The sequence below is a fragment of the Streptomyces sp. NPDC026673 genome, from assembly GCF_040638135.1.
Lineage (GTDB): Bacteria > Actinomycetota > Actinomycetes > Streptomycetales > Streptomycetaceae > Actinacidiphila.
Genome location: NZ_JBEZXR010000007.1, coordinates 195,380 through 213,691 on the forward strand (window position 1 = coordinate 195,380; position 18,312 = coordinate 213,691).

16 protein-coding genes are annotated in these 18,312 nt (G+C 73.3%); 8 read left to right on the top strand and 8 right to left on the bottom strand.

The window, feature by feature from the left end; genetic code table 11:
- Nucleotides 1-15: 15 nt before the first annotated feature.
- Both AB0F62_RS08745 and AB0F62_RS08750 read right to left on the bottom strand, forming a co-directional pair.
- Nucleotides 16-396 (bottom strand): helix-turn-helix domain-containing protein, encoded by a 381-nt coding sequence (locus AB0F62_RS08745; RefSeq protein WP_361793972.1) that lies wholly within the window; start codon nucleotides 394-396, stop codon nucleotides 16-18.
- On the bottom strand, nucleotides 393-644 hold the full coding sequence (locus AB0F62_RS08750) for a hypothetical protein (protein WP_361793975.1): 252 nt from the start codon (nucleotides 642-644) through the stop codon (nucleotides 393-395). The genes AB0F62_RS08745 and AB0F62_RS08750 overlap by 4 nt, the downstream gene beginning before the upstream one ends.
- 118 nt (nucleotides 645-762) lie before the next feature.
- On the opposite strand from AB0F62_RS08750, the gene AB0F62_RS08755 reads away from it, so the two are divergent.
- From AB0F62_RS08755 to AB0F62_RS08770, 4 genes are all read left to right on the top strand, one after another.
- Nucleotides 763-1,593 (top strand): TIM barrel protein, encoded by an 831-nt coding sequence (locus AB0F62_RS08755; protein ID WP_361793978.1) that lies wholly within the window; start codon nucleotides 763-765, stop codon nucleotides 1,591-1,593.
- 15 nt (nucleotides 1,594-1,608) lie between these two features.
- Nucleotides 1,609-2,508 carry a 2-hydroxy-3-oxopropionate reductase gene (locus tag AB0F62_RS08760; RefSeq protein WP_361793981.1) on the top strand — a complete coding sequence of 300 codons (900 nt, stop codon included), beginning with the start codon at nucleotides 1,609-1,611 and terminating at the stop codon, nucleotides 2,506-2,508.
- 308 nt (nucleotides 2,509-2,816) lie between these two features.
- Nucleotides 2,817-3,545, top strand: coding sequence for a hypothetical protein (locus AB0F62_RS08765; protein ID WP_361793984.1), 729 nt, complete (start codon nucleotides 2,817-2,819; stop codon nucleotides 3,543-3,545).
- A gap of 189 nt (nucleotides 3,546-3,734) precedes the next feature.
- Complete coding sequence (locus AB0F62_RS08770) at nucleotides 3,735-4,280, top strand: EF-hand domain-containing protein (protein WP_361793987.1); 546 nt, start codon at nucleotides 3,735-3,737, stop codon at nucleotides 4,278-4,280.
- 119 nt (nucleotides 4,281-4,399) lie between these two features.
- On the opposite strand, the gene gcl is transcribed toward AB0F62_RS08770, so the two are convergent.
- Nucleotides 4,400-6,187, bottom strand: a complete 1,788-nt coding sequence (gcl, locus tag AB0F62_RS08775; protein WP_361793989.1) for a glyoxylate carboligase — start codon at nucleotides 6,185-6,187, stop codon at nucleotides 4,400-4,402.
- A gap of 325 nt (nucleotides 6,188-6,512) precedes the next feature.
- Between gcl and AB0F62_RS08780 the strand changes: the two genes are divergently transcribed.
- Nucleotides 6,513-7,139, top strand: a complete 627-nt coding sequence (locus tag AB0F62_RS08780) for a hypothetical protein (RefSeq protein WP_361793992.1) — start codon at nucleotides 6,513-6,515, stop codon at nucleotides 7,137-7,139.
- Nucleotides 7,140-7,170: 31 nt separating this feature from the next.
- On the opposite strand, the gene AB0F62_RS08785 is transcribed toward AB0F62_RS08780, so the two are convergent.
- Nucleotides 7,171-8,280, bottom strand: coding sequence for an RICIN domain-containing protein (locus AB0F62_RS08785; RefSeq protein ID WP_361793995.1), 1,110 nt, complete (start codon nucleotides 8,278-8,280; stop codon nucleotides 7,171-7,173).
- Between the two features lie 227 nt (nucleotides 8,281-8,507).
- On the bottom strand, nucleotides 8,508-9,029 hold the full coding sequence (locus tag AB0F62_RS08790; RefSeq protein ID WP_361793998.1) for a hypothetical protein: 522 nt from the start codon (nucleotides 9,027-9,029) through the stop codon (nucleotides 8,508-8,510).
- A gap of 69 nt (nucleotides 9,030-9,098) precedes the next feature.
- Between AB0F62_RS08790 and AB0F62_RS08795 the strand changes: the two genes are divergently transcribed.
- A complete protein-coding gene (locus tag AB0F62_RS08795; RefSeq protein WP_361794001.1) occupies nucleotides 9,099-9,620 on the top strand; it encodes an AAA family ATPase in 522 nt (173 codons plus the stop codon).
- Here AB0F62_RS08795 and AB0F62_RS08800 read toward each other — a convergent pair.
- The gene (locus AB0F62_RS08800) at nucleotides 9,607-11,232 is read right to left on the bottom strand and encodes an AMP-binding protein (RefSeq protein ID WP_361794004.1); all 1,626 of its coding nucleotides are present in this window, start codon (nucleotides 11,230-11,232) and stop codon (nucleotides 9,607-9,609) included. The genes AB0F62_RS08795 and AB0F62_RS08800 overlap by 14 nt on opposite strands.
- Entirely contained in the window at nucleotides 11,229-12,905 is a 1,677-nt protein-coding gene (locus AB0F62_RS08805; RefSeq protein ID WP_361794007.1) for an AMP-binding protein, read from the bottom strand. Before AB0F62_RS08805 ends, AB0F62_RS08800 begins: the two co-directional genes overlap by 4 nt.
- A 94-nt stretch (nucleotides 12,906-12,999) precedes the next feature.
- On the opposite strand from AB0F62_RS08805, the gene AB0F62_RS08810 reads away from it, so the two are divergent.
- The gene (locus AB0F62_RS08810) at nucleotides 13,000-13,860 is read left to right on the top strand and encodes a helix-turn-helix transcriptional regulator (RefSeq protein ID WP_361794010.1); all 861 of its coding nucleotides are present in this window, start codon (nucleotides 13,000-13,002) and stop codon (nucleotides 13,858-13,860) included.
- Between the two features lie 476 nt (nucleotides 13,861-14,336).
- Entirely contained in the window at nucleotides 14,337-17,135 is a 2,799-nt protein-coding gene (locus AB0F62_RS08815) for an AAA family ATPase (protein WP_361794013.1), read from the top strand.
- A gap of 493 nt (nucleotides 17,136-17,628) precedes the next feature.
- On the opposite strand, the gene AB0F62_RS08820 is transcribed toward AB0F62_RS08815, so the two are convergent.
- The gene (locus AB0F62_RS08820) at nucleotides 17,629-18,132 is read right to left on the bottom strand and encodes a MarR family transcriptional regulator (RefSeq protein WP_361794016.1); all 504 of its coding nucleotides are present in this window, start codon (nucleotides 18,130-18,132) and stop codon (nucleotides 17,629-17,631) included.
- Nucleotides 18,133-18,312 lie beyond the last annotated feature (180 nt).

The window sequence follows — 18,312 nt, forward strand, 5'->3', positions numbered from 1 at the left end:
GAGGACCCAGGGGATCTAGGGGCGTTCCTTCGCCGCGTTCTCCCTGTTCAGGTAGTTGTAGACGGTGAAGCGGCTCACGCCGAGCGCCGACGCGACCGTTTCCACCCCGTGCCGCACCGAGAAGGCGCCACGCTCCTCCAGGATGCGGACGACGGTCTGCTTCTCCTTGCGCCCCAGCTCGGACAGGGCCTTGCCGTGCCGGCGCTCGAGGTCGGCCAGGATGTGGTCGAGCGAGTCCGCGAGATGCGGCAGCCGTACGGCGACGACCGCCGCGCCCTCCCAGCTGAGCACCACGTCGTCACCGCGCGCCTCGCCGGGCGGCACCAGCTCGGCGCCCATGGCGTCGGCGAGCGGCTTGATCGCCGCGCTGAACGGATGCTCGCCCGGCCCGCTCACCGGTCCGCCTCCCCGAGGACGTTGACCTGCAGCGACACCCGGGTCGCCCCGGCCTCCAGGGTGCGCCGCAGCAGATCGCCGACGGTGGCGACCACCTGCTCGGCACCGCCCTCGGCCGAGTTCCCGAAGGGACCGACGTCCACCGCCTCCAGCTCGGCCGCCTCCAGGACCTCGCGGCCCACCACGGCATGACGCGGGGGCTCGTCCAGGTCGAACGGCTCGGTGGTGAATTCGAGTCTCAGGCGCACGCCCTCAACCTAGCTGGTCAGCGGCTTTCCGGGACATCCCTCTTGACAGCCGCCGTTCGGCTCATCCAATCTTCCGTTAAGTAGAAACAAGTTTCCGTAATACGGAAGGGCGCACGCGATGGGCTTCGACTCCACGCGCTTCGATGTGAACCTCTCGATCCTCTTCACCGAACTTCCGCTGCTGGAGCGCCCCGCGGCGGCCGCCGCGGCCGGCTTCTCCGCGGTCGAGCTGTGGTGGCCGTGGACCCGGATGCCGGCCCCTCCGCAGGCCGAACTCGACGCCCTGCGCGACGCGCTGGAGGCGGCCGGCACCCAACTGGTGGGCCTGAACTTCTACGCGGGCGAGCTCCCCGGCCCCGACCGGGGCGCCCTGTCCGTACCGGGCGAGGAGTCCGCGCGCTTCCGCGCCAACATCGACGTCGCGGCCGAGTTCGCGCGCTCGGTGGGCTGCACGGCCCTCAACGCGCTGTACGGGAACCGGGTCGACGGCGTGAGCCCCGAGGTGCAGGACGAACTCGCCCTGGAGAACCTGGTCCGGGCCGCGCACGCCGCCGACCGGGTCGGAGCGGTGCTGCTGGTCGAGGCCCTGAACAAGCCCGAGTCACCGCACTACCCGCTGGTGAGCGCCGCCTCGGCGGTCGAGGTGGTCGACAAGGTCAACGCGGAGACGGGTCTGGGCAACGCCAGGTTCCTGCTCGACCTCTACCACCTGTCGATGAACGGCGAGGACCTGCCCGCCGTGATCGACGCCTACGCCGACCGCACCGGCCACGTCCAGATCGCCGACAACCCGGGCCGCGGCGCGCCCGGTACGGGCTCGCTGCCGCTCGCCGCCCTGCTCGGCCGGCTGCGCGAGGCGGGCTACGACGGCTGGGTCGGCCTGGAGTACAAGCCGGGCCCGGAGGGCAGCGCCGCCTCCTTCGACTGGCTCGCCGACGCCGACAAGTAATCCGGAGAGGACATCATGACCACCACACTGCCCACGATCGCGTGGATCGGCCTCGGCATCATGGGCTCCCCGATGTCGGAGAACCTCATCAAGGCCGGTTACTCCGTCACCGGTTACACCCTGGAGCAGGACAAGCTGGACCGCCTGGTCGCCGCGGGCGGCACGGCCGCGGCCTCGGTCGCGGAGGCCGTGAAGGACGCCGACGTCGTCATCACCATGGTCCCGGCCTCCCCCCAGGTGGAGGCCGTCGCCTACGGCGAGGACGGCATCCTGGCGAACGCCCGGCCGGGCGCGCTCCTGATCGACATGTCGTCGATCACCCCGCAGACCTCGGTCGACCTCGCCGGCGCCGCGGCCGCCAGGAACATCCGCGTGCTGGACGCCCCCGTCTCCGGCGGTGAGGCGGGAGCGGTGGAGGCCGTCCTGTCGATCATGGTCGGCGGCACGCAGGCCGACTTCGACGAGGCGCGGCCCCTGTTCGACGCCCTCGGAAAGACCGTCGTGCTGTGCGGTCCGCACGGCTCCGGCCAGACCGTCAAGGCGGCCAACCAGCTGATCGTCGCGGTCAACATCCAGGCGTGCGCCGAGGCCGTGGTCTTCCTGGAGAAGTCCGGCGTCGACCTCGCGGCGGCGCTGGAGGTGCTGAACGGCGGCCTCGCCGGATCCACGGTGCTGACCCGCAAGAAGGGCAACTTCCTCGACCGGCGGTTCGCCCCCGGCTTCCGCATCGACCTGCACCACAAGGACATGGGCATCGTCACCGACGCCGCCCGGACCGTGGGCGCCGCCCTGCCCGTAGGCTCGGTCGTGGCGAACCTCGTCGCCTCGCTGCGGGCCCAGGGCGACGGCGGCCTGGACCACTCCGCCCTCCTGCGCGGGGTGGAGCGCCTGTCCGGTCTGCCGGTCACCGGCTGACCCCGACTTCCGGGCGGCGGCGCCCCGACCTGTCCTGTCGCGCCCAAGGGGGGCGCCGCCGCCCGGAACCACGATCCGTCCGCGCCGCCGAGAGCTTCTGAGGGGTAGGTCGAGGCGGCGCGGACCAGGGCCCCGCCCGGGGACCCGTGACGGCGTTCGGGCCGGATACGTCACGGGTCCCCGGGCGGCGGCGCGCCGCCGCCCGGCCGGGGGCCGCAACACGCGTGCGCGAAGGGCTCCCCGTACGGGACCATGGACGGCAGGACCGTCCCGGCGAGCACCGCCGCACCGCCCAGGAGTCGCGAACCATGGCAGAGAGCGTGCCCGTGCGCTGTCCGGCCTGCCGCCGGGAGCACACGTACACCGCGCCCACCTTCCCCTGCGCCTGCGGCACTCCGCTGGCCCTGCCGATCCTGCGCGGCGGCATCCCCCTGCAGATCCGCCACCGCTCCTGGGACGATTCCTGGGTGGGGATGCGCTGCCCCGACTGCGGCCGCGCCGACCAGTGGCCCCAGCCCGAACTGGGCTGCGACTGCGGAGCGGTGATCCGGCTGCCGGTGGACACCCGCGCCCTGCAGACGCCCGAGCGGCACCCCGTCCCCCCGGCGCACCGGGCCGGACCGGAGCCCGCGGCACCCTCGCCGCGACCGCCGTTCCGCCCGGTGACCATCCGCACCGCGCGGGACGCGGTCACCGCCGCCGCGCAGTACCTGAAGTGGCTCGGCTTCGGCGGCGTGCGGATCGCCGCGGACCGCGCGGCCAACGGCATCGACCTGCGCGGCGACGACGTCGTCGCCCAGGTCGACCCGACGACGCGCCCGACACCGCTGCGGGACATCGAGACCCTCTGGCTCAACTGCCTCAACGAGGACGCCACCGGCGCCTTCTTCTCCCTGGCGGGCTACGCCCACGACGCGCGCCTGCGCGCCGACCGGCTCGGGGTCCCGCTCTTCGTCATGGACCTCACCGGCACCCCCCAGCCGGTCAACGACGCCGCCGACGTCCTGATCAGGACCGGCCCGCACGCCACGCCCTGAGCCGCCGGCAGGTCGCGTCCGGGGCCCGGCCCCTTGTGCCGGCCGAACTGCACTCCGAGCTCCGCCCCGAACTCCGCCCTGACCTTCACCCTCCGTGCCCACTCGGGTCGCGCGACCGCCGGTCCCGGGGGAGTATCGAGAGGTTCCCCTCCGTTCGGCAACCCCTAGGACTACGTCAAGGACGCAGCGATGTCTACGGCCCTTCTGAAGCGCAAGCTCGACAAATCCTTCCGCCGTCTGGACACGGACGGCAACGGATATGCCGAGCGCGCCGACTTCCAGGACGTCGGCGCGCGGCTGATCCACGGTTTCGGCATGTCCCCCACCTCGCCCAAGGGCAAGGCGGTCGCGGTGCGGCTGGACGCCGTCTGGGCGGAGCTGGCGGCCTACGCCGACAGCGACCGCGACGGGCGGCTGTCCTCCGCGGAGTACCACCACGGGATGACCAAGGCCTTCATCGAGGGGCCGGCCTTCGACCCGGTCTTCCATCCGGCGGCGGAGGCCGTGGCCCATCTGTGCGACACCGACGGCGACGGTCATGTCGTACGGGGGGAGTTCGAGGTCCTGCAACGGGCCTTCAACACACCCGTCGCCGACATCACCGCCGCCTTCAACCGCATCGACACCGACGGCGACGGCCAGGTCAGCACGGGCGAACTGGTGGCGGCGATCCGCGCCTACTACATCGGCACCGACCCCGAGGCGCCCGGAAACTGGCTGTTCGGCCCGCTCTAGAGGCCGGCCGAGGTCCGCCGGGCCGCTCCCCCGCGTTCCCGGGGCGGCCGTCGTGGAGCCCGGCCGCCGCGCCCGTCAGGTCAGGACGCGGCAGCCGGTGGTGATGGCCGGGACCCGGTTCAGGGGCCCGTGAGCGGGAGGATCTCGGTGGGCGCGTGGCCGGGTTCGGTGGCGAGCTCCTCGAACTCCACGACATTGCCGATGTCGTTGGTGACGCTCATGGCGATGTTGGTGACCCGTTCGAGGATCGCCTCGACGACCACCGGCACCCGGTACTCCGCCGCGAGCTTCTTCGCCTGCTCGAAGGCGGCGCCGAGCCCGGCCGGGTCGGTGACCCGGATCGCCTTGCAGCCCAGGCCTTCGGCGACCTTGACGTGGTCGACGCCGTAGACGCCCAGCTCGGGCGAGTTGACGTTCTCGAACTCCAGGTTGACCTGGAAGTCGATGTCGAAGGCCCGCTGCGCCTGGCGGATCAGGCCCAGGTAGGAGTTGTTCACCAGGACGTGGACATACGGGATCCGGTGCTGCGCGCCCACCGCGAGTTCCTCGATCATGAACTGGAAGTCGTAGTCCCCCGAGAGGGCCACGACCGGCGTCTGCGGGTCGGCCTTCGCGACGCCGAGCGCGGCGGGCACGGTCCAGCCGAGGGGGCCGGCCTGGCCGCAGTTGATCCAGTGGCGCGGCCGGTAGACGTGCAGCATCTGCGCGCCCGCGATCTGCGAGAGGCCGATCGTGGTGACGTACCGGGTCTCGGGTCCGAAGGCGCGGTTCATCTCCTCGTACACGCGCTGCGGCTTGATCGGGATGTCGTCGAAGTGCGTGCGGCGGTGGAGGGTGGCCTTGCGCTCCCGGGCGGAGGCGGCCCAGGCGCCGCGGTCCGGCAGTTCGCCGGCGGCCTTCCGTTCGGCGGCCACGTCGACGAAGAGCCGCAGTGCCGCGCCCGCGTCGGAGGCGATCCCGTAGTCGGGCGCGAAGATCCTGCCGATCTGGGTGGGTTCGATGTCGACGTGGACGAAGGTGCGGCCCTCGGTGTAGACGTCGATCCGTCCCGTGTGGCGGTTGGCCCAGCGGTTGCCGATGCCGAGGACGAAGTCCGACTCCAGGAAGGTCGCGTTGCCGTAGCGGTGCGAGGTCTGCAGGCCCACCATGCCGGCGTTGAGGTCGTGGTCGTCCGGGATGGCGCCCCAGCCCATCAGGGTCGGCACCACCGGGGTGCCGGTCAGCTCGGCGAACTCCACCAGCAGATCCGCCGCGTCGGCGTTGATCACCCCGCCGCCGGCCACGATCAGCGGCCGCTCTGCGGCGCACATCATCGCCAGCGCCTTCTCGATCTGGCGGCGGGTGGCGGCGGGCTTCCAGACCGGGAGCGGCTCGTATGTCTCGGGGTCGAACTCGATCTCGGCGAGCTGGACGTCGACCGGCAGGTCGATCAGGACCGGGCCGGGGCGGCCGGAGCGCATCAGGTGGAACGCCTTCTGGAAGACGCCGGGGACCTGCGCCGCCTCCAGGACGGTGGTGGCCGACTTGGTCACGGGCGCCGCGATGGCCGCGATGTCCACGGCCTGGAAGTCCTCCTTGTGGATCACCGCGGTGGGCGCCTGCCCGGTGATGCAGAGGATCGGGATCGAGTCGCCGGTCGCCGAGTAGAGGCCGGTGATCATGTCGGTGCCCGCGGGTCCCGACGTGCCGATGCAGACGCCGATGTTGCCGGGGGCGGTGCGCGTGTAGCCCTCGGCCATGTGGGAGGCGCCCTCCACGTGCCGGGCCAGGGTGTGCTGGATGCCGCCCGCGGCCTTGAGGGCGGCGTAGAAGGGGTTGATCGCGGCGCCCGGCACCCCGAACGCGGTGTCCACGCCCTCGCGCTTGAGGATCTCCACTGCCGCTCGGGCGGCGGTCATTCGAGGCATTCGGTCACTCCTGCGTCGTCCTGCGGTCCAGGTTGTCGCGCCCGGGTGATTCCACATTGCGGAAGACTTCTTTTGTTATGTGGAACTGAAATGAACATAGGGCGCCCCCGGCCACGGGTCAAGGCGGAGACGCGAAAGCGGGTTCGGGAATCGGCTCGAACGTTGTCGGTACCAACCAGTAGGGTGCGGCTCGCCCTTCACGTCGGCTTCACACGATCCCCGGGGGAACTCCTTGACCACGCCCACGCCTTCACCCACGCAGCCCCGGCCGGAAGCGGCTCCCGCCGCAGCCCGTCCGCGGCCGCGGCCCCCCTTCGGCAAGGAGGTGCCGGGCTACGGGCCCTCCTGCCTCTTCTGCGGCTCGGTGCCCGCGGTCAGGGCGACCGTCCGCGGCCACCAGGGCATGGTCGTGCTGATGCGGTTCCTCAAGGTGCGGGCGACGTTCTGCAGGCGCTGCGGCACCGCCATGCACCGCAAGATGGTCTCCGACAGCCTGGTGCAGGGCTGGTGGAGCCCCACCTCGATGCTGCTCAACCCGCTCACCCTGCTGGTCAACCTCTACCAGCGCTGGAAGATCAGCCGCCTTGCCGAGCCCGTCCCCGGCGCACCCGGCACGCCCGCCGACCCCGGCAGGCCGATCTTTCTCCGCGCCACCGCACTGGGCCTGCTGATACCCGTCGTCCTCATCGGCTGCGGCTGGCTGCTGGTCCGCGACGACCCCGAGTACGCCGAGGTCGGCGACTGCGTCCACACCAACGGGCAGGTCTTCTACCCCGACGTCTCCGTCGTCGACTGCGGCTCCGCGGAGGCCGACTACGAGGTCGTCGGTCGCTTCGACAACACCACCGAGACCGGCCGCTGCGACGCCTACCCCCGCACGGTGGCCGCGTTCCGCGAGAAGCGGGGCTCGACCCGGTACGTCCTGTGCCTGGGCCGGAACGACACCACCTGACCCGCCCGCGCGGGGCGGCCGGGCCGGAGCGTCAGACCTTGCTCCACTTCTGCTCGTCCGCCCCCGTGCAGCTCCACAGCCGCAGCCTGCTGCCGTTGACGCCCGGCGAGTCCTCGACCTCCACGCACTTGTCGGCCTGGAGGTTGACCAGGTCGTGCGCGGAGTTGAGACGGAACTGCTGGGCGCCGGTGCCGTTGCAGTCGACCAGCTGGACCGCCGCGCCGTCGTCCCGCGAACCGCCCGCGACGTCCATGCACTTGCCCATGGCCCGGACGCTCCCGTCGGGCCTGATCCGCCAGGACTGCTGGGCGCTGCCCGTACAGTCCCAGATCTGCAGCGGCGTGCCCCACGGGGTGCTGCCGTCGATGCACCGGCCGGAAGCGTGACTGCGGATCGCCACGCCCGGGACGCCCGCGGAGCGCGAGGGGCTCGCGGTGGGCGGCCGCACCGCCCCGCCGCCCTTGGTACCGGAGGTGGACCCGCCACCGGATCCGCTCGGCGACGGAGCACCGCCCTGCGCACCGCCCGCGGGCGACTGCCGCGGAGAAGGTCCCGAGGAGGGCGACGGGCTGCCGGACGGGTTCGGCGCACCCGTGCCGGCTTCCGTCGCCTCCTGGCCCGGCACCGTGTCCGCGAGGGTGACCGGCGCATCGCCGCGGCCGTCGTCCCCGCCGCCGCGCACCAGGAACGGCGCGCAGACCAGCACGCCGGCCACCAGGCCCGCGACGACCAGCAGGACCTTGCGCGACCGCCGGGGGCGCGCGGCGGGGCGACCGGGTTCCGCCGCGGCGTCCGGGGCCGGTGCCACGCTCGGCGCGTGTTCCCCGTCGGGCGCGGAACGCGACGCGAAGGCGAGCCCGGCCGCGAAGCCGTCCGCGTAGGAGGACTCGGGCTCCCGGGGCGTCTCCTCGGGCGTCTCCCCGGACCCCTCGGGCTCCTCGGGAAGGGCGGCGGCCTGCCTGGCGCGCAGCGTCGACGGGCGGCCGCCGGTCCAGTCCGTGGGCGTCCGGCTCGTGCTGCCGGCGGCGTCGGCGATCGCGGACGTCCTGCGGCCCCGCCGGGGCAGCGGGCTCGCGCCGGGGGGCCGCACCGCCGACGTCTGGTCTGCCGCCGCCGTCGGCTCGTCGGGAGAAGCCGCCATGGAATCCTTCCAGCCCTGAAGATGACGAAAGGCGCCCCACCGCGTGGGCCGGGACGCGGACGGCTCCGTCCCTCCACGACCCCCGTGCCACGCCCTCGCCCCAAAGCGAGGCGCTCGCGGCAGCGCAGCCTGCACCCTAGCAATCACCGTGCACCGATAAGCCGCCCGGGATGACGGCACGATGACCATCTCGTGTACGGCGGGGGAGGCTTCGGCTGCCGATGGCGCTAACGACGGCGGTGGGGCTCCCACGTTCGGCGGGCGTCGTTCCACAGGAAGCGGGTGCCGGTGCCCGCGGTGCCGCCGGTGGTGGCCCAGACGCCCTGCGGGTGGTCACCCAGGGTGTCCGTCCAGGCGATCTCCAGCCCGGCCACCTCCGGGTGGTGCAGGTCGAGCCGCTGGAACTGCGCCACCGCCTCGACCGGCAGCAGCGGATGCACCTGCACCCGGGTGCGGGAGCCCTCGTCGTGCAGCCGCAGCACTCCCCCGCTGTCGCGCCGGGCCGAACCCAGCTTCTCGACCGCCGCGATGAAGGCGGCGGCCGTCCGTTCCTCCTCGGTGGCCCTGCGCCGGCGCCACAGGCTCCGGCCGCTCACGCGCAGCGCCGTGATCTCGCCGAGCTTCGTCCCCACCGCCTGCATGAACGCGCTGAGCATGACCACCCCGCCCGCCCCGACCACGGCGGACACCAGCTCGGGAATCGCCGGGTGCTCGCTGCCGGCAGGTCGCGCCTCGTCCCAGTCGGCCATCCCCGGTGTCCCCCATCTCCCGTGCGCATCAGGTGGGTTGCCAGCGTAACCGGGGCTACCATGCCGCGGGTGATCATCTGGCTGAACGGCACCTTCGGGGCGGGCAAGACGACGACGTCGGCGCAGCTGTCCGGCCTGCTGCCGGACGCCCGTGTCTTCGACAGCGAACACGTCGGCTTCATGCTCCGGCACGTACTCGCCGAGGCCGTTCCCGTACGGGACTTCCAGGAGTGGCCCCCGTGGCGGGCGCTCACGGTGGCGTCGCTGACGCAGCTGCACGGCTACCTCGGCGGGACGCTGATCGTGCCGCAGACCGTGCTGGTGGAGGTGTACTGGCGGGAGATCGCCGACGGCCTGGACCGGGCGGGCCTGCCCGTGCGCCACTTCGTGCTGCACACCGACCCGGCCGAACTCACCCGGAGGATCGAGCAGGACACGGTCGAGACCGGCGCCCGGCAGTGGCGGCTGGACCACCTGGAGGAATACCGGAAGGCGCTGCCCTGGCTGCGCGCGGCGGGGACGGTCGTGGACACGACCGCCGCGCCACCGCGGGAGGTGGCGCGGCGGGTCGCCGAACTCACCCGGCCCTGAAGGACTCCCGCAGTTCGATCTTGCGGACCTTGCCGCTGACGGTCATCGGGAAGGCGTCCATCAGCCGCAGGTGGCGCGGGACCTTGTAGTGCGCGAGCCGGCCGCGGCAGAACTCGCCGAGCTCCTCCACCGTCAGCCCGGCGGCCGGGTCCTTGAGGATGACGCAGGCCAGGATCTCCTCGCCGTACCGGTCGTCGGGGACACCGACCACCTGGACGTCCGCGATCTTCGGGTGCGCGTAGAGGAACTCCTCGATCTCCCGCGGGTAGACGTTCTCCCCGCCGCGGATGATCATGTCCTTGATGCGGCCCACGATCTGCAGGTAGCCGTCCTCCCGCATGACGGCCAGGTCCCCGGTGTGCATCCAGCGGCCGGCGTCGACGGCCTCGGCGGTCTTCTCCGGCTCGTCCCAGTAGCCCAGCATCACCGAGTAGCCGCGGGTGCACAGTTCGCCCGCCGTGCCGCGCGGCACCGTCACGCCGGCCGGGTCGACGACCTTGACCTCGATGTGCGGCAGTACCCGGCCGACGGTGCCGGTGCGGCGCTCCAGGTCGTCGTCCCGGCGGGTCTGGGTGGAGACCGGCGAGGTCTCGGTCATGCCGTAGCAGATGGACACCTCGGCCATGTGCATCTCGGCGACGACCCGCTTCATCACCTCGACCGGGCAGGGCGAGCCGGCCATGATGCCGGTGCGCAGCGAGGAGAGGTCGTACGCCTGGAAGTCCGGCAGGTTGAGTTCGGCGATGAACATCGTCGGCACCCCGTACAGCGAGGTGCAGCGCTCCCGCTCGACCGCGCGCAGCGTCGCCGCCGGGTCGAAGCCGGGTGCCGGGATGACGATGCAGGCGCCGTGCGAGGTGGCGCCGAGGTTGCCCATGACCATGCCGAAGCAGTGGTAGAAGGGCACCGGCAGGCAGACCCGGTCCTGCTCGGAGTAGCCCACCAACTCACCCACGAAGTAGCCGTTGTTGAGGATGTTGTGGTGGGAGAGGGTCGCGCCCTTGGGGAAGCCGGTCGTGCCCGAGGTGTACTGGATGTTGACCGGGTCGTCGCAGGACAGCTCGGCCGCGCGCTCGGCGAGCCGCTCGTGGGGGACGTGGGCCCCGGCCGCGACGAGGGCGTCCCACGTCGGGTCGCCGATGTACACGACCTCGGTGAGCGAGCGGCACTCGCCGCGCACCTGCTCCACCATGGCGCGGTAGTCGCTGGACTTGAACGCGGTCGAGGCCACCAGCAGCTCGATGCCGGCCTGGTCGAGCACGAACGCCAGCTCGTGGACGCGGTAGGCCGGGTTGATGTTGACCATGATCGCGCCGATGCGGGCGGTGGCGTACTGGACCAGCACCCACTCGGGGCAGTTGACGGCCCAGATGCCCACCCGGTCGCCCTTGCCGACGCCCTTGGCGAGCAGGCCGCGCGCCACGTCGTCGACGGCGGCGCCGAACTGCGCGTAGGTCCAGCGCCGGCCGCTGGGCACGTCGACCAGCGCGTCGCGGTCCGGCCAGGCGGCGACCGCCCGGTCCAGGTTGCGGCCGATGGTGTCGCCGAGCAGCGCGGTGGTGCCGGTGCCGCTCGCGTAGGACGGCTCGACGGGACTCGCGGGGGTGCTCACCTGTGGTCCTCCTCGCGGTACTCGGTGCCGACGGCGCCCTCGGCGGTGCGCTGCCGCAGCTCGATACGGCGGATCTTGCCGGACACGGTCTTGGGCAGCTCGGCGAACTCGATGCGCCGCACCCGCTTGTACGGGGCGAGCACGGCCCGCGAGTGCGCGAAGAGGGCCGCGGCGGTCTCCGGGCCCGGCTCCCAGCCCTCGGCGAGGACGACGTACGCCTTGGGCACGGCCAGCCGCAGCGGGTCGGGGGCCGGGACGACGGCGGCCTCGGCCACGCACTCGTGCTCCAGCAGGGCGCTCTCCAGCTCGAAGGGGGAGATCTTGTAGTCGGAGGCCTTGAAGACGTCGTCGGCCCTCCCGATGTACGTGATGTAGCCCTCGTCGTCGCGGGAGCCGATGTCGCCGGTGCGGTACCAGCCGCCCGCCATCGCCTCGGCGGTGCGCTCCGGGTCGCCCTCGTAGCCGGTCATCAGGCCCACCGGGCGGGCGGACAGGTCGAGGCAGATCTCGCCCTCGTCGCCGGGCTTGCCGGTGAGCGGATCGACCAGCTCGACCGCGTACCCGGGGCTTGGACGGCCCATGGAGCCCGGCTTGAGGGGCTGGCCGGGCGAGTTGGAGACCTGGACGGCGGTCTCGGTCTGCCCGAAGCCGTCCCGGATGGTGAGCCCCCAGGCGCGCCGCACGTGCTCGATGACCTCCGGGTTGAGCGGCTCACCCGCGGCGACCACCTCGCGCGGCGGGGTGCGCAGCACCCCGAGGTCGGCCTGGATCAGCATCCGCCAGACGGTGGGCGGGGCGCAGAAGCTGGTGACGCCGGCCCGGTCCATCTCGGCCATCAGGCGGCCGGCGTCGAAGCGCGTGTAGTTGTGGATGAAGACCGTCGCCTCGGCGTTCCAGGGCGCGAAGAGGTTGGACCAGGCGTGCTTGGCCCAGCCGGGCGAGGAGATGTTGAGGTGGACGTCGCCGGGGCGCAGGCCGATCCAGTACATCGTCGCCAGGTGCCCCACCGGGTAGGACAGGTGGGTGTGCTCGACGAGCTTGGGCTTGGCGGTGGTGCCCGAGGTGAAGTACAGCATCAGCGGGTCGTCGCCGCGGGTGTCCCCGTCGGGCGTGAAGTCCGCGGGGGCGTCGTCGGCGTCCTCGTAGGCGTGCCAGCCCGCGGGCGCGCCGCCGACGGCGATCCGGGTGTACTCACCGGGCACCCGGTCGAACTTCGCCGCGTCCGCGGCGCGGACGATCACATGGCGGGCCCGGCCGCGCTCCACGCGGTCGGTGAGATCGGCCGGCCCGAGCAGCGGGGTGGCGGGGATGACCACGGCGCGCAGTTTCATGGCGGCCAGGGCGGTCTCCCAGAGCTCGGTCTGGTTGCCCAGCATGACCACGATCCGGTCGCCGGCGCGCACCCCGAGGGCGCGGAGCCGGTTGGCGACCCGGTCCGAGCGCCCGGACATCGCAGCGAAGGAGACGACGGATTCGGTGCCGTCCTCCTCGACGATGTGCAGGGCGGTGCGGTCGTTGTCGCGGGCGATGACGTCGAACCAGTCCAGCGCCCAGTTGAAGTGCTCGGGCCGCGGCCAGCGGAAGCCCTCGTACGCCGCCTTGTAGTCCTCCCGGTGGCGCAGCAGGAAGTCCCGGGCCGCCCGGAACTCGTCCGTCCGGCTGGTTGCCGTCATGTGTCCTCCTTGTCGCCGGCCTCCTCAGTAGCATCCTGTTGTCGGTGGCAGGGCTCTCACTACCCCCGTACGGGGGTGAAGGAGCGGCGAGGGCATGACGGGATCGCGGACGGGATCGGGCGAGGCGGCGGAGCTGCGGGCGGCGCTGCTGCGGATGAGACGCGCCAGCGGTCTGCCGGTGGCGTTCGGAGGGCTGCTCCCGGAGCCGCGCCGGCTGCGGATCACCGAGCTGTCGGGCACGGCCACGGCCTCCCTGCAGGGGCTCACCGTCACCTCGGGCAACGGCCTCGGCGGCAAGACGATCGCGCTCTGCCGGCCGCTGGCCGTCACCGACTACAGCACCTCGCGGGTGATCAGCCACGAGTACGACGCGGCGGTGGCCGGGGAGGGGCTGCGCTCGGTCCTCGCGGTGCCGGTGGTCGTCCGGCGGCGGGTGCGCGGGGTGCTGTACGGCGCGCTGCGCCATCCGCTGGCGCTCGGCGACCGTACGGTGAGCGCCGCGGTGGAGGCGGCGCGCGAGCTGGAACAGCGGCTGGTGGTGCGGGACGAGGCCGACCGCCTGCTGTCGACGTGCCGCCAGCCGACCGCCGGCGACCCGGCGGCCTGGGAGGAGGTCCGGGAGGCCCACGGGGAGCTGCGGGCGCTGGCCGGCCGGGTCGCCGATCCGCTGCTGCGCCAGGAACTACTCGCCGCGTGCGGCCGCCTCGCGGCGGCGACCGGGGCCGCCGGCATCGGGCGTCCGTCCCCCGCCGGGCAACCGGTCACCCTCTCCTCCCGGGAGCTGGACGTCCTGGCGTGTGTCGCCTCCGGGGCCACGAACGCGGCGGCCGCCGACCGGCTGGGGCTGCGGCCGGAGACGGTCAAGAGCTATCTGCGGTCCGCCATGCGCAAGCTCGGTGCCCACACCCGCCTGGAGGCCGTCGTCGCCGCGCGCCGCGCGGGCCTGCTCCCGTAGGGCCCGCGACGCCGGCTCCGGCTCGCCCTCGGCTCGCCCGCACGCGGTGCGGCCGCGGGCCGCGGACCGTGGGGTGACTTTGGCGACACAGCGGCCGCGCCGGCCGCTCCCCGGTACCGCGATCGGCCACAAAACACCGCGAGCGGAGCAGGAGCGGAAGAACGGACAAGCGCCCGTATTCGGCTCGCCACGGGCGATTTTGGGGTTTGACCGCCGGCGTGATCGGCCCGATCATTCGGGGTGTGTCCACCGGTACGCGCGGGACGGGGGCGGGCCCGAGGAATGGTCCGGCATTCAACGGGCTGCTGCCCTCGCGCATTTCCCGGCGTGCCGCCGCCCTTTGCGCGAGGTAATTCGGCGGCGGCGGCGAATTTCCCCGCACCGGGGGAAAGGTGAAGGGCCGCGCCCATAACGGCGGGATTTCGCGGCTCTCTGCGTAGCATTGACCCGGACACGACACGAGGGGAGCGGCGACCGTGGAGCACGTCTTCGACGCGCCGGCCAGGCCCCGACCCGACCGGGTGATCGGGCGGGGTGACGTGCTCGCGCGAGCCCGCGGACACCTTGCCCAGGGTGGCAGCCTGCTGCTGTACGGGCCGGCCGGAATCGGGAAGTCCACCGTATTGCGGGCACTCGCCGAGGAATGCGGCGGCGAACCGACGGTGCTGCGCTGTTCCGCGACGGAGTCCGAATCCCACCTCCCCTTCCTCGCCCTGGTCGATCTGCTCGGCCTGGTCGCCGAGCAGGTGTCCGACAGCCTGCCGCCCCCGCAGCGGGCCGCGCTGGAATCGGCGCTCACCGGCCGCGGTGAGTCCTCGCTGCAGAGGGACGGGCTCGCGCTGCGCCTGGCCGTGCTGTCGGTGCTGCGGGCGCTGGCCGCCGGCGGGCCGGTGGTGATCGTCGTCGACGACCTGCAGTGGATGGACCCCGCCAGCGCGGAGATGCTGGCCTTCGCCGCGCGCAGGGTCGCCGGGCTGCCCGTGCGGGTGCTGGGCGCCGTACGCACCGATGCCGACCCGCAGGACGAGCACGACCGCCATCTGCGGCTCTTCCCGCAGGACACGCTGACCCTGCGGGTGACCCCGCTGTCCCGGCCGGAGGTCTCCGAGCTCCTCGACCGGCGCGGACACACCGGCCTGCCGCGCGCGGTCGTCCGGGACATCCACAGCACCAGCGGCGGCAATCCGCTCTTCGCCCTGGAACTCGGCCGCGCCCTCGCCGAGAACCGCACGCCGCCGCGGCCCGGGGAGCCGCTGCCGGTGCCGACCTCGCTGCGCGCGCTGGTGCTCCACCGTCTGGAGATGCTCTCGGCGGAGACCCGCCGCACGCTGCTCATGGCGAGCGCCGGGGCCCGTCCGACGCTCACGACGCTGCGCAGCGCCGGCCGCGCGAACGCCGAGAGCGAGACGGCCGTGGCCGCCTCCCTCGGCCTGGTGGAGATGGACCACCACGACGGCACCGGGCCCGTCCGCTTCGCGCATCCGCTGATCTCGGCGGCGCTGTACGCGGAGGCGACCCCGGAGGAGCGGCGCAGTGCCCATGCCGCGCTGGCCGCGGTGGCCGGCGACCCGATCGAGCGGGCCCGGCACCTCGCGCTGGCGACGACCGGCAAGGACGAACGGGTCGCGGCGAGCCTGGCCGAGGCGGCGGACGAGGCCCGGGCCCGCGGCGCCCCGTCGGTGGCCGCACAACTGGGCCTGCTGGCCGCCGGGCACACCCCCCTGGGTTCGGAACCCACCGCGGACGAGCGGCGGCTGCGGGCCGCCGAGGACGCGCTGATCGCCGCCGAGCCCGAACTCGCCCGGGCCACCGCGCGCGAGGTACTGGAGGCCGCCACCGTTCCCGCGGACCGGGTGCGGGCGTGGATCGTGGTGATCGACTCGGTCGGGCAGGCGCTGTCCGAGGTGGACGACGTCTTCCCGCAGGCCCTGGCGGACGCCGGCGACGATCCGCGGCTGCAGGGACTGGTGCGCTACCAGATCGCCTGGCGGGCCCTGGTCGACGGCCAGATGCACGAGGCGCGCGCCGAGGCCGCGCGGTCCGCCGCCCTCGCCGCCCGGGCGGGCGACCGGCGGACCGAGCTGCTGGCGCTGTCCTTCAAGGCGCTCAACGAGACGACGATGGGGCACCCGGACGCCGCCGCCACCCTGGCGCTGGCCTCCGCGGAACCGCAGGACCCGGACGTCGCCATGAACCACAACGGCCCGGTCTACATCCGCTCCCGCTATCTGCTGATGAGCGATCAGCTCGACGACGCGCGCACGGCGTTGACGTGGCTGGCCGGTGAGGCGCGGCAGCGCGGCGCGGTGGAGACCGAGGTCTACTCCGTGCGCAGCCTCGCCGAGATCGAGCTGCGTTCCGGCCGCTGCCGCACGGCCCTGGACCTGGCCCGGGAGAGCCTGCGGCTGGCCGAGGACATCGGCATCGGCGAGGGCTTCGCACTGCAGATCGCGGCCCTGGCCGAGGCGGCGGGCGGCACCGTGGAGCGCGCCCTGTCGCTGGCGGGTGACGCGGTGCGGCGGGCCGAGGCCGACAGCGACATGCCGTATCTGACGCGGGCGCTGTACGCGCTCGGGCACGCGCGGCTGGTCGGCGCCGATCCCCAGGGCGCCGTCGAGGCGCTGCGCAGGGTGCGGGCGCTGGAACGCGAGATGGGGGTGACCGAGCCCGCACGGGGCCGCTGGCAGGGCGACCTGGCCGAAGCCCTGGTGCTGACCGGCGCGCTCGGCGAGGCGCGCGAGGTCATCGACGAGACGCGCCGGCACGCGCTGCGACTCGGCCGGCAGAGCATCCTGGCCGTTCTGGAGCGCGCCGAGGGAATGGTGCTCGCCGCCCGCGGCGACACCGACGGGGCGGTGGCCGTGCTGACGGCGGCCCGGCATCGGCTGGCCGGTCTCGGATACGGGCTGGAGGAGGCGCGCGCGGTCTTCGCCCTGGCCCGGGTCGAGGCGGAGCGGCGCAACCGCGGGGCGGCGCGGGCCGCGCTGGACGAGGCCGGCCGGCTGTTCCGGCGGGCGAAGGCGCTGCCGTGGCTGGAGCAGGTGGGCCCGGCCCCCGCGGCCCCGACGGCGCCGCCGGAACTGGACGGACTGGCCTCGATGGAGCGTCAGGTGGCGGCGCTGGTGCTGGAAGGCGCCACCAACCGGGAGATCGCGGCGACGCTGTTCATCAGCGTGAAGACGGTCGAGGCGACGCTGACCCGGGTCTACCGCAAGCTCGGCATCCGCTCGCGGGTGGACATCGTGCGGCTGGCGGCGGGCCGCCGGGCGGGCTGAGCCGGACTTGCCGCACGCTCCCGCCACCGTCGGCGGGCCCGCCGGAGGGTACGCGCGGTGACCGAGGGGTTTCCCTACGCGACCGGGGCGAGGGGGTTCCCTCATTGGGGCCCGAGGGGCCCGGCCCTAGCCTGAGTCCCGCGCCGGGCAAGCCGGTTGTCCCGTCCCACGAGAGCACGTGCGCCACCTCGCACCTCGTTCCGCGGTCGTCGACGATGACGTCGGCTCAGGCCGTGCCGTTCGCGCGGGATGCACCGCCGCCCCACCGGCGACCCGCGCGTTCCCCCCACCGGCAGCCTGAGCAGCCTCTCGTCACGGCCGATCGGTACGAAGAGGGCCGCCGCCCCGGCCGCGGCGGCCACCCGGGCGTCCACACCCGGCCGACGGCCTTGCCGTCGCCGGTGCCGGCCCGAGTGAACCCTGACCGAGCGTCAGGCAGTGCCAGGGGGCGCTGCGGGCTGTCACGAGCCGCCCGCAGCGCTCCCTCTCCATGTCAGCGGCCGCGGTCGGCCTCGTCGACGGCGGCGTAGATCCGGTCGAAGACGGGCACGAGCGACTCCAGCTCACCCGGGTCCAGCGGGTCCAGGACCATCCGGCGCACCGCCTCGACGTGCGCGGGCGCCGAGGCCACGAGCTTGCCGTACCCCTCGGGCGTGAGGATCGCCAGGGTGTAGCGGCCGTCATCGGGGTCCGGCTCGCGGCGGACGAATCCCTGGTGCTCCAAGCGCCGCACCACGTGCGACAGCCGCGACAGGGACGAGTTCGCGCGCTCCGCGAGCACGCTCATCCGGTTGGTGTGGCGCTCCTGCTCGGAGAGCATCGCAAGGACGTGGTACTCCATCCAGTTCAGGTCGGCGTCGCGCTCCAGCTCGCGCTCCAGGGCCGGCAGGAGCCGGGACAGGACTCTGGCCATCGACATCCACGCGGTCAGCTCCCCGCCCCGCAGCCAGCGCGGCTCCGCCGCGGCCGCGGGCGATGCCGCTGTGTTCTTCGTCATGCCCCCCAGGCTAGCGGACGGCTTGAAGCTTCAAGCTGATCTGTTACTGTGCACTTGAAGCTTCAAGTTGAAGCTTCAATCCATACCCCCCCGCACCGCACAGATCGGGAATCACGCCTCATGACCAGGATCGGCATCATCCTCGGTAGCACCCGCCCCGGCCGGAACGGCGAGAAGGTC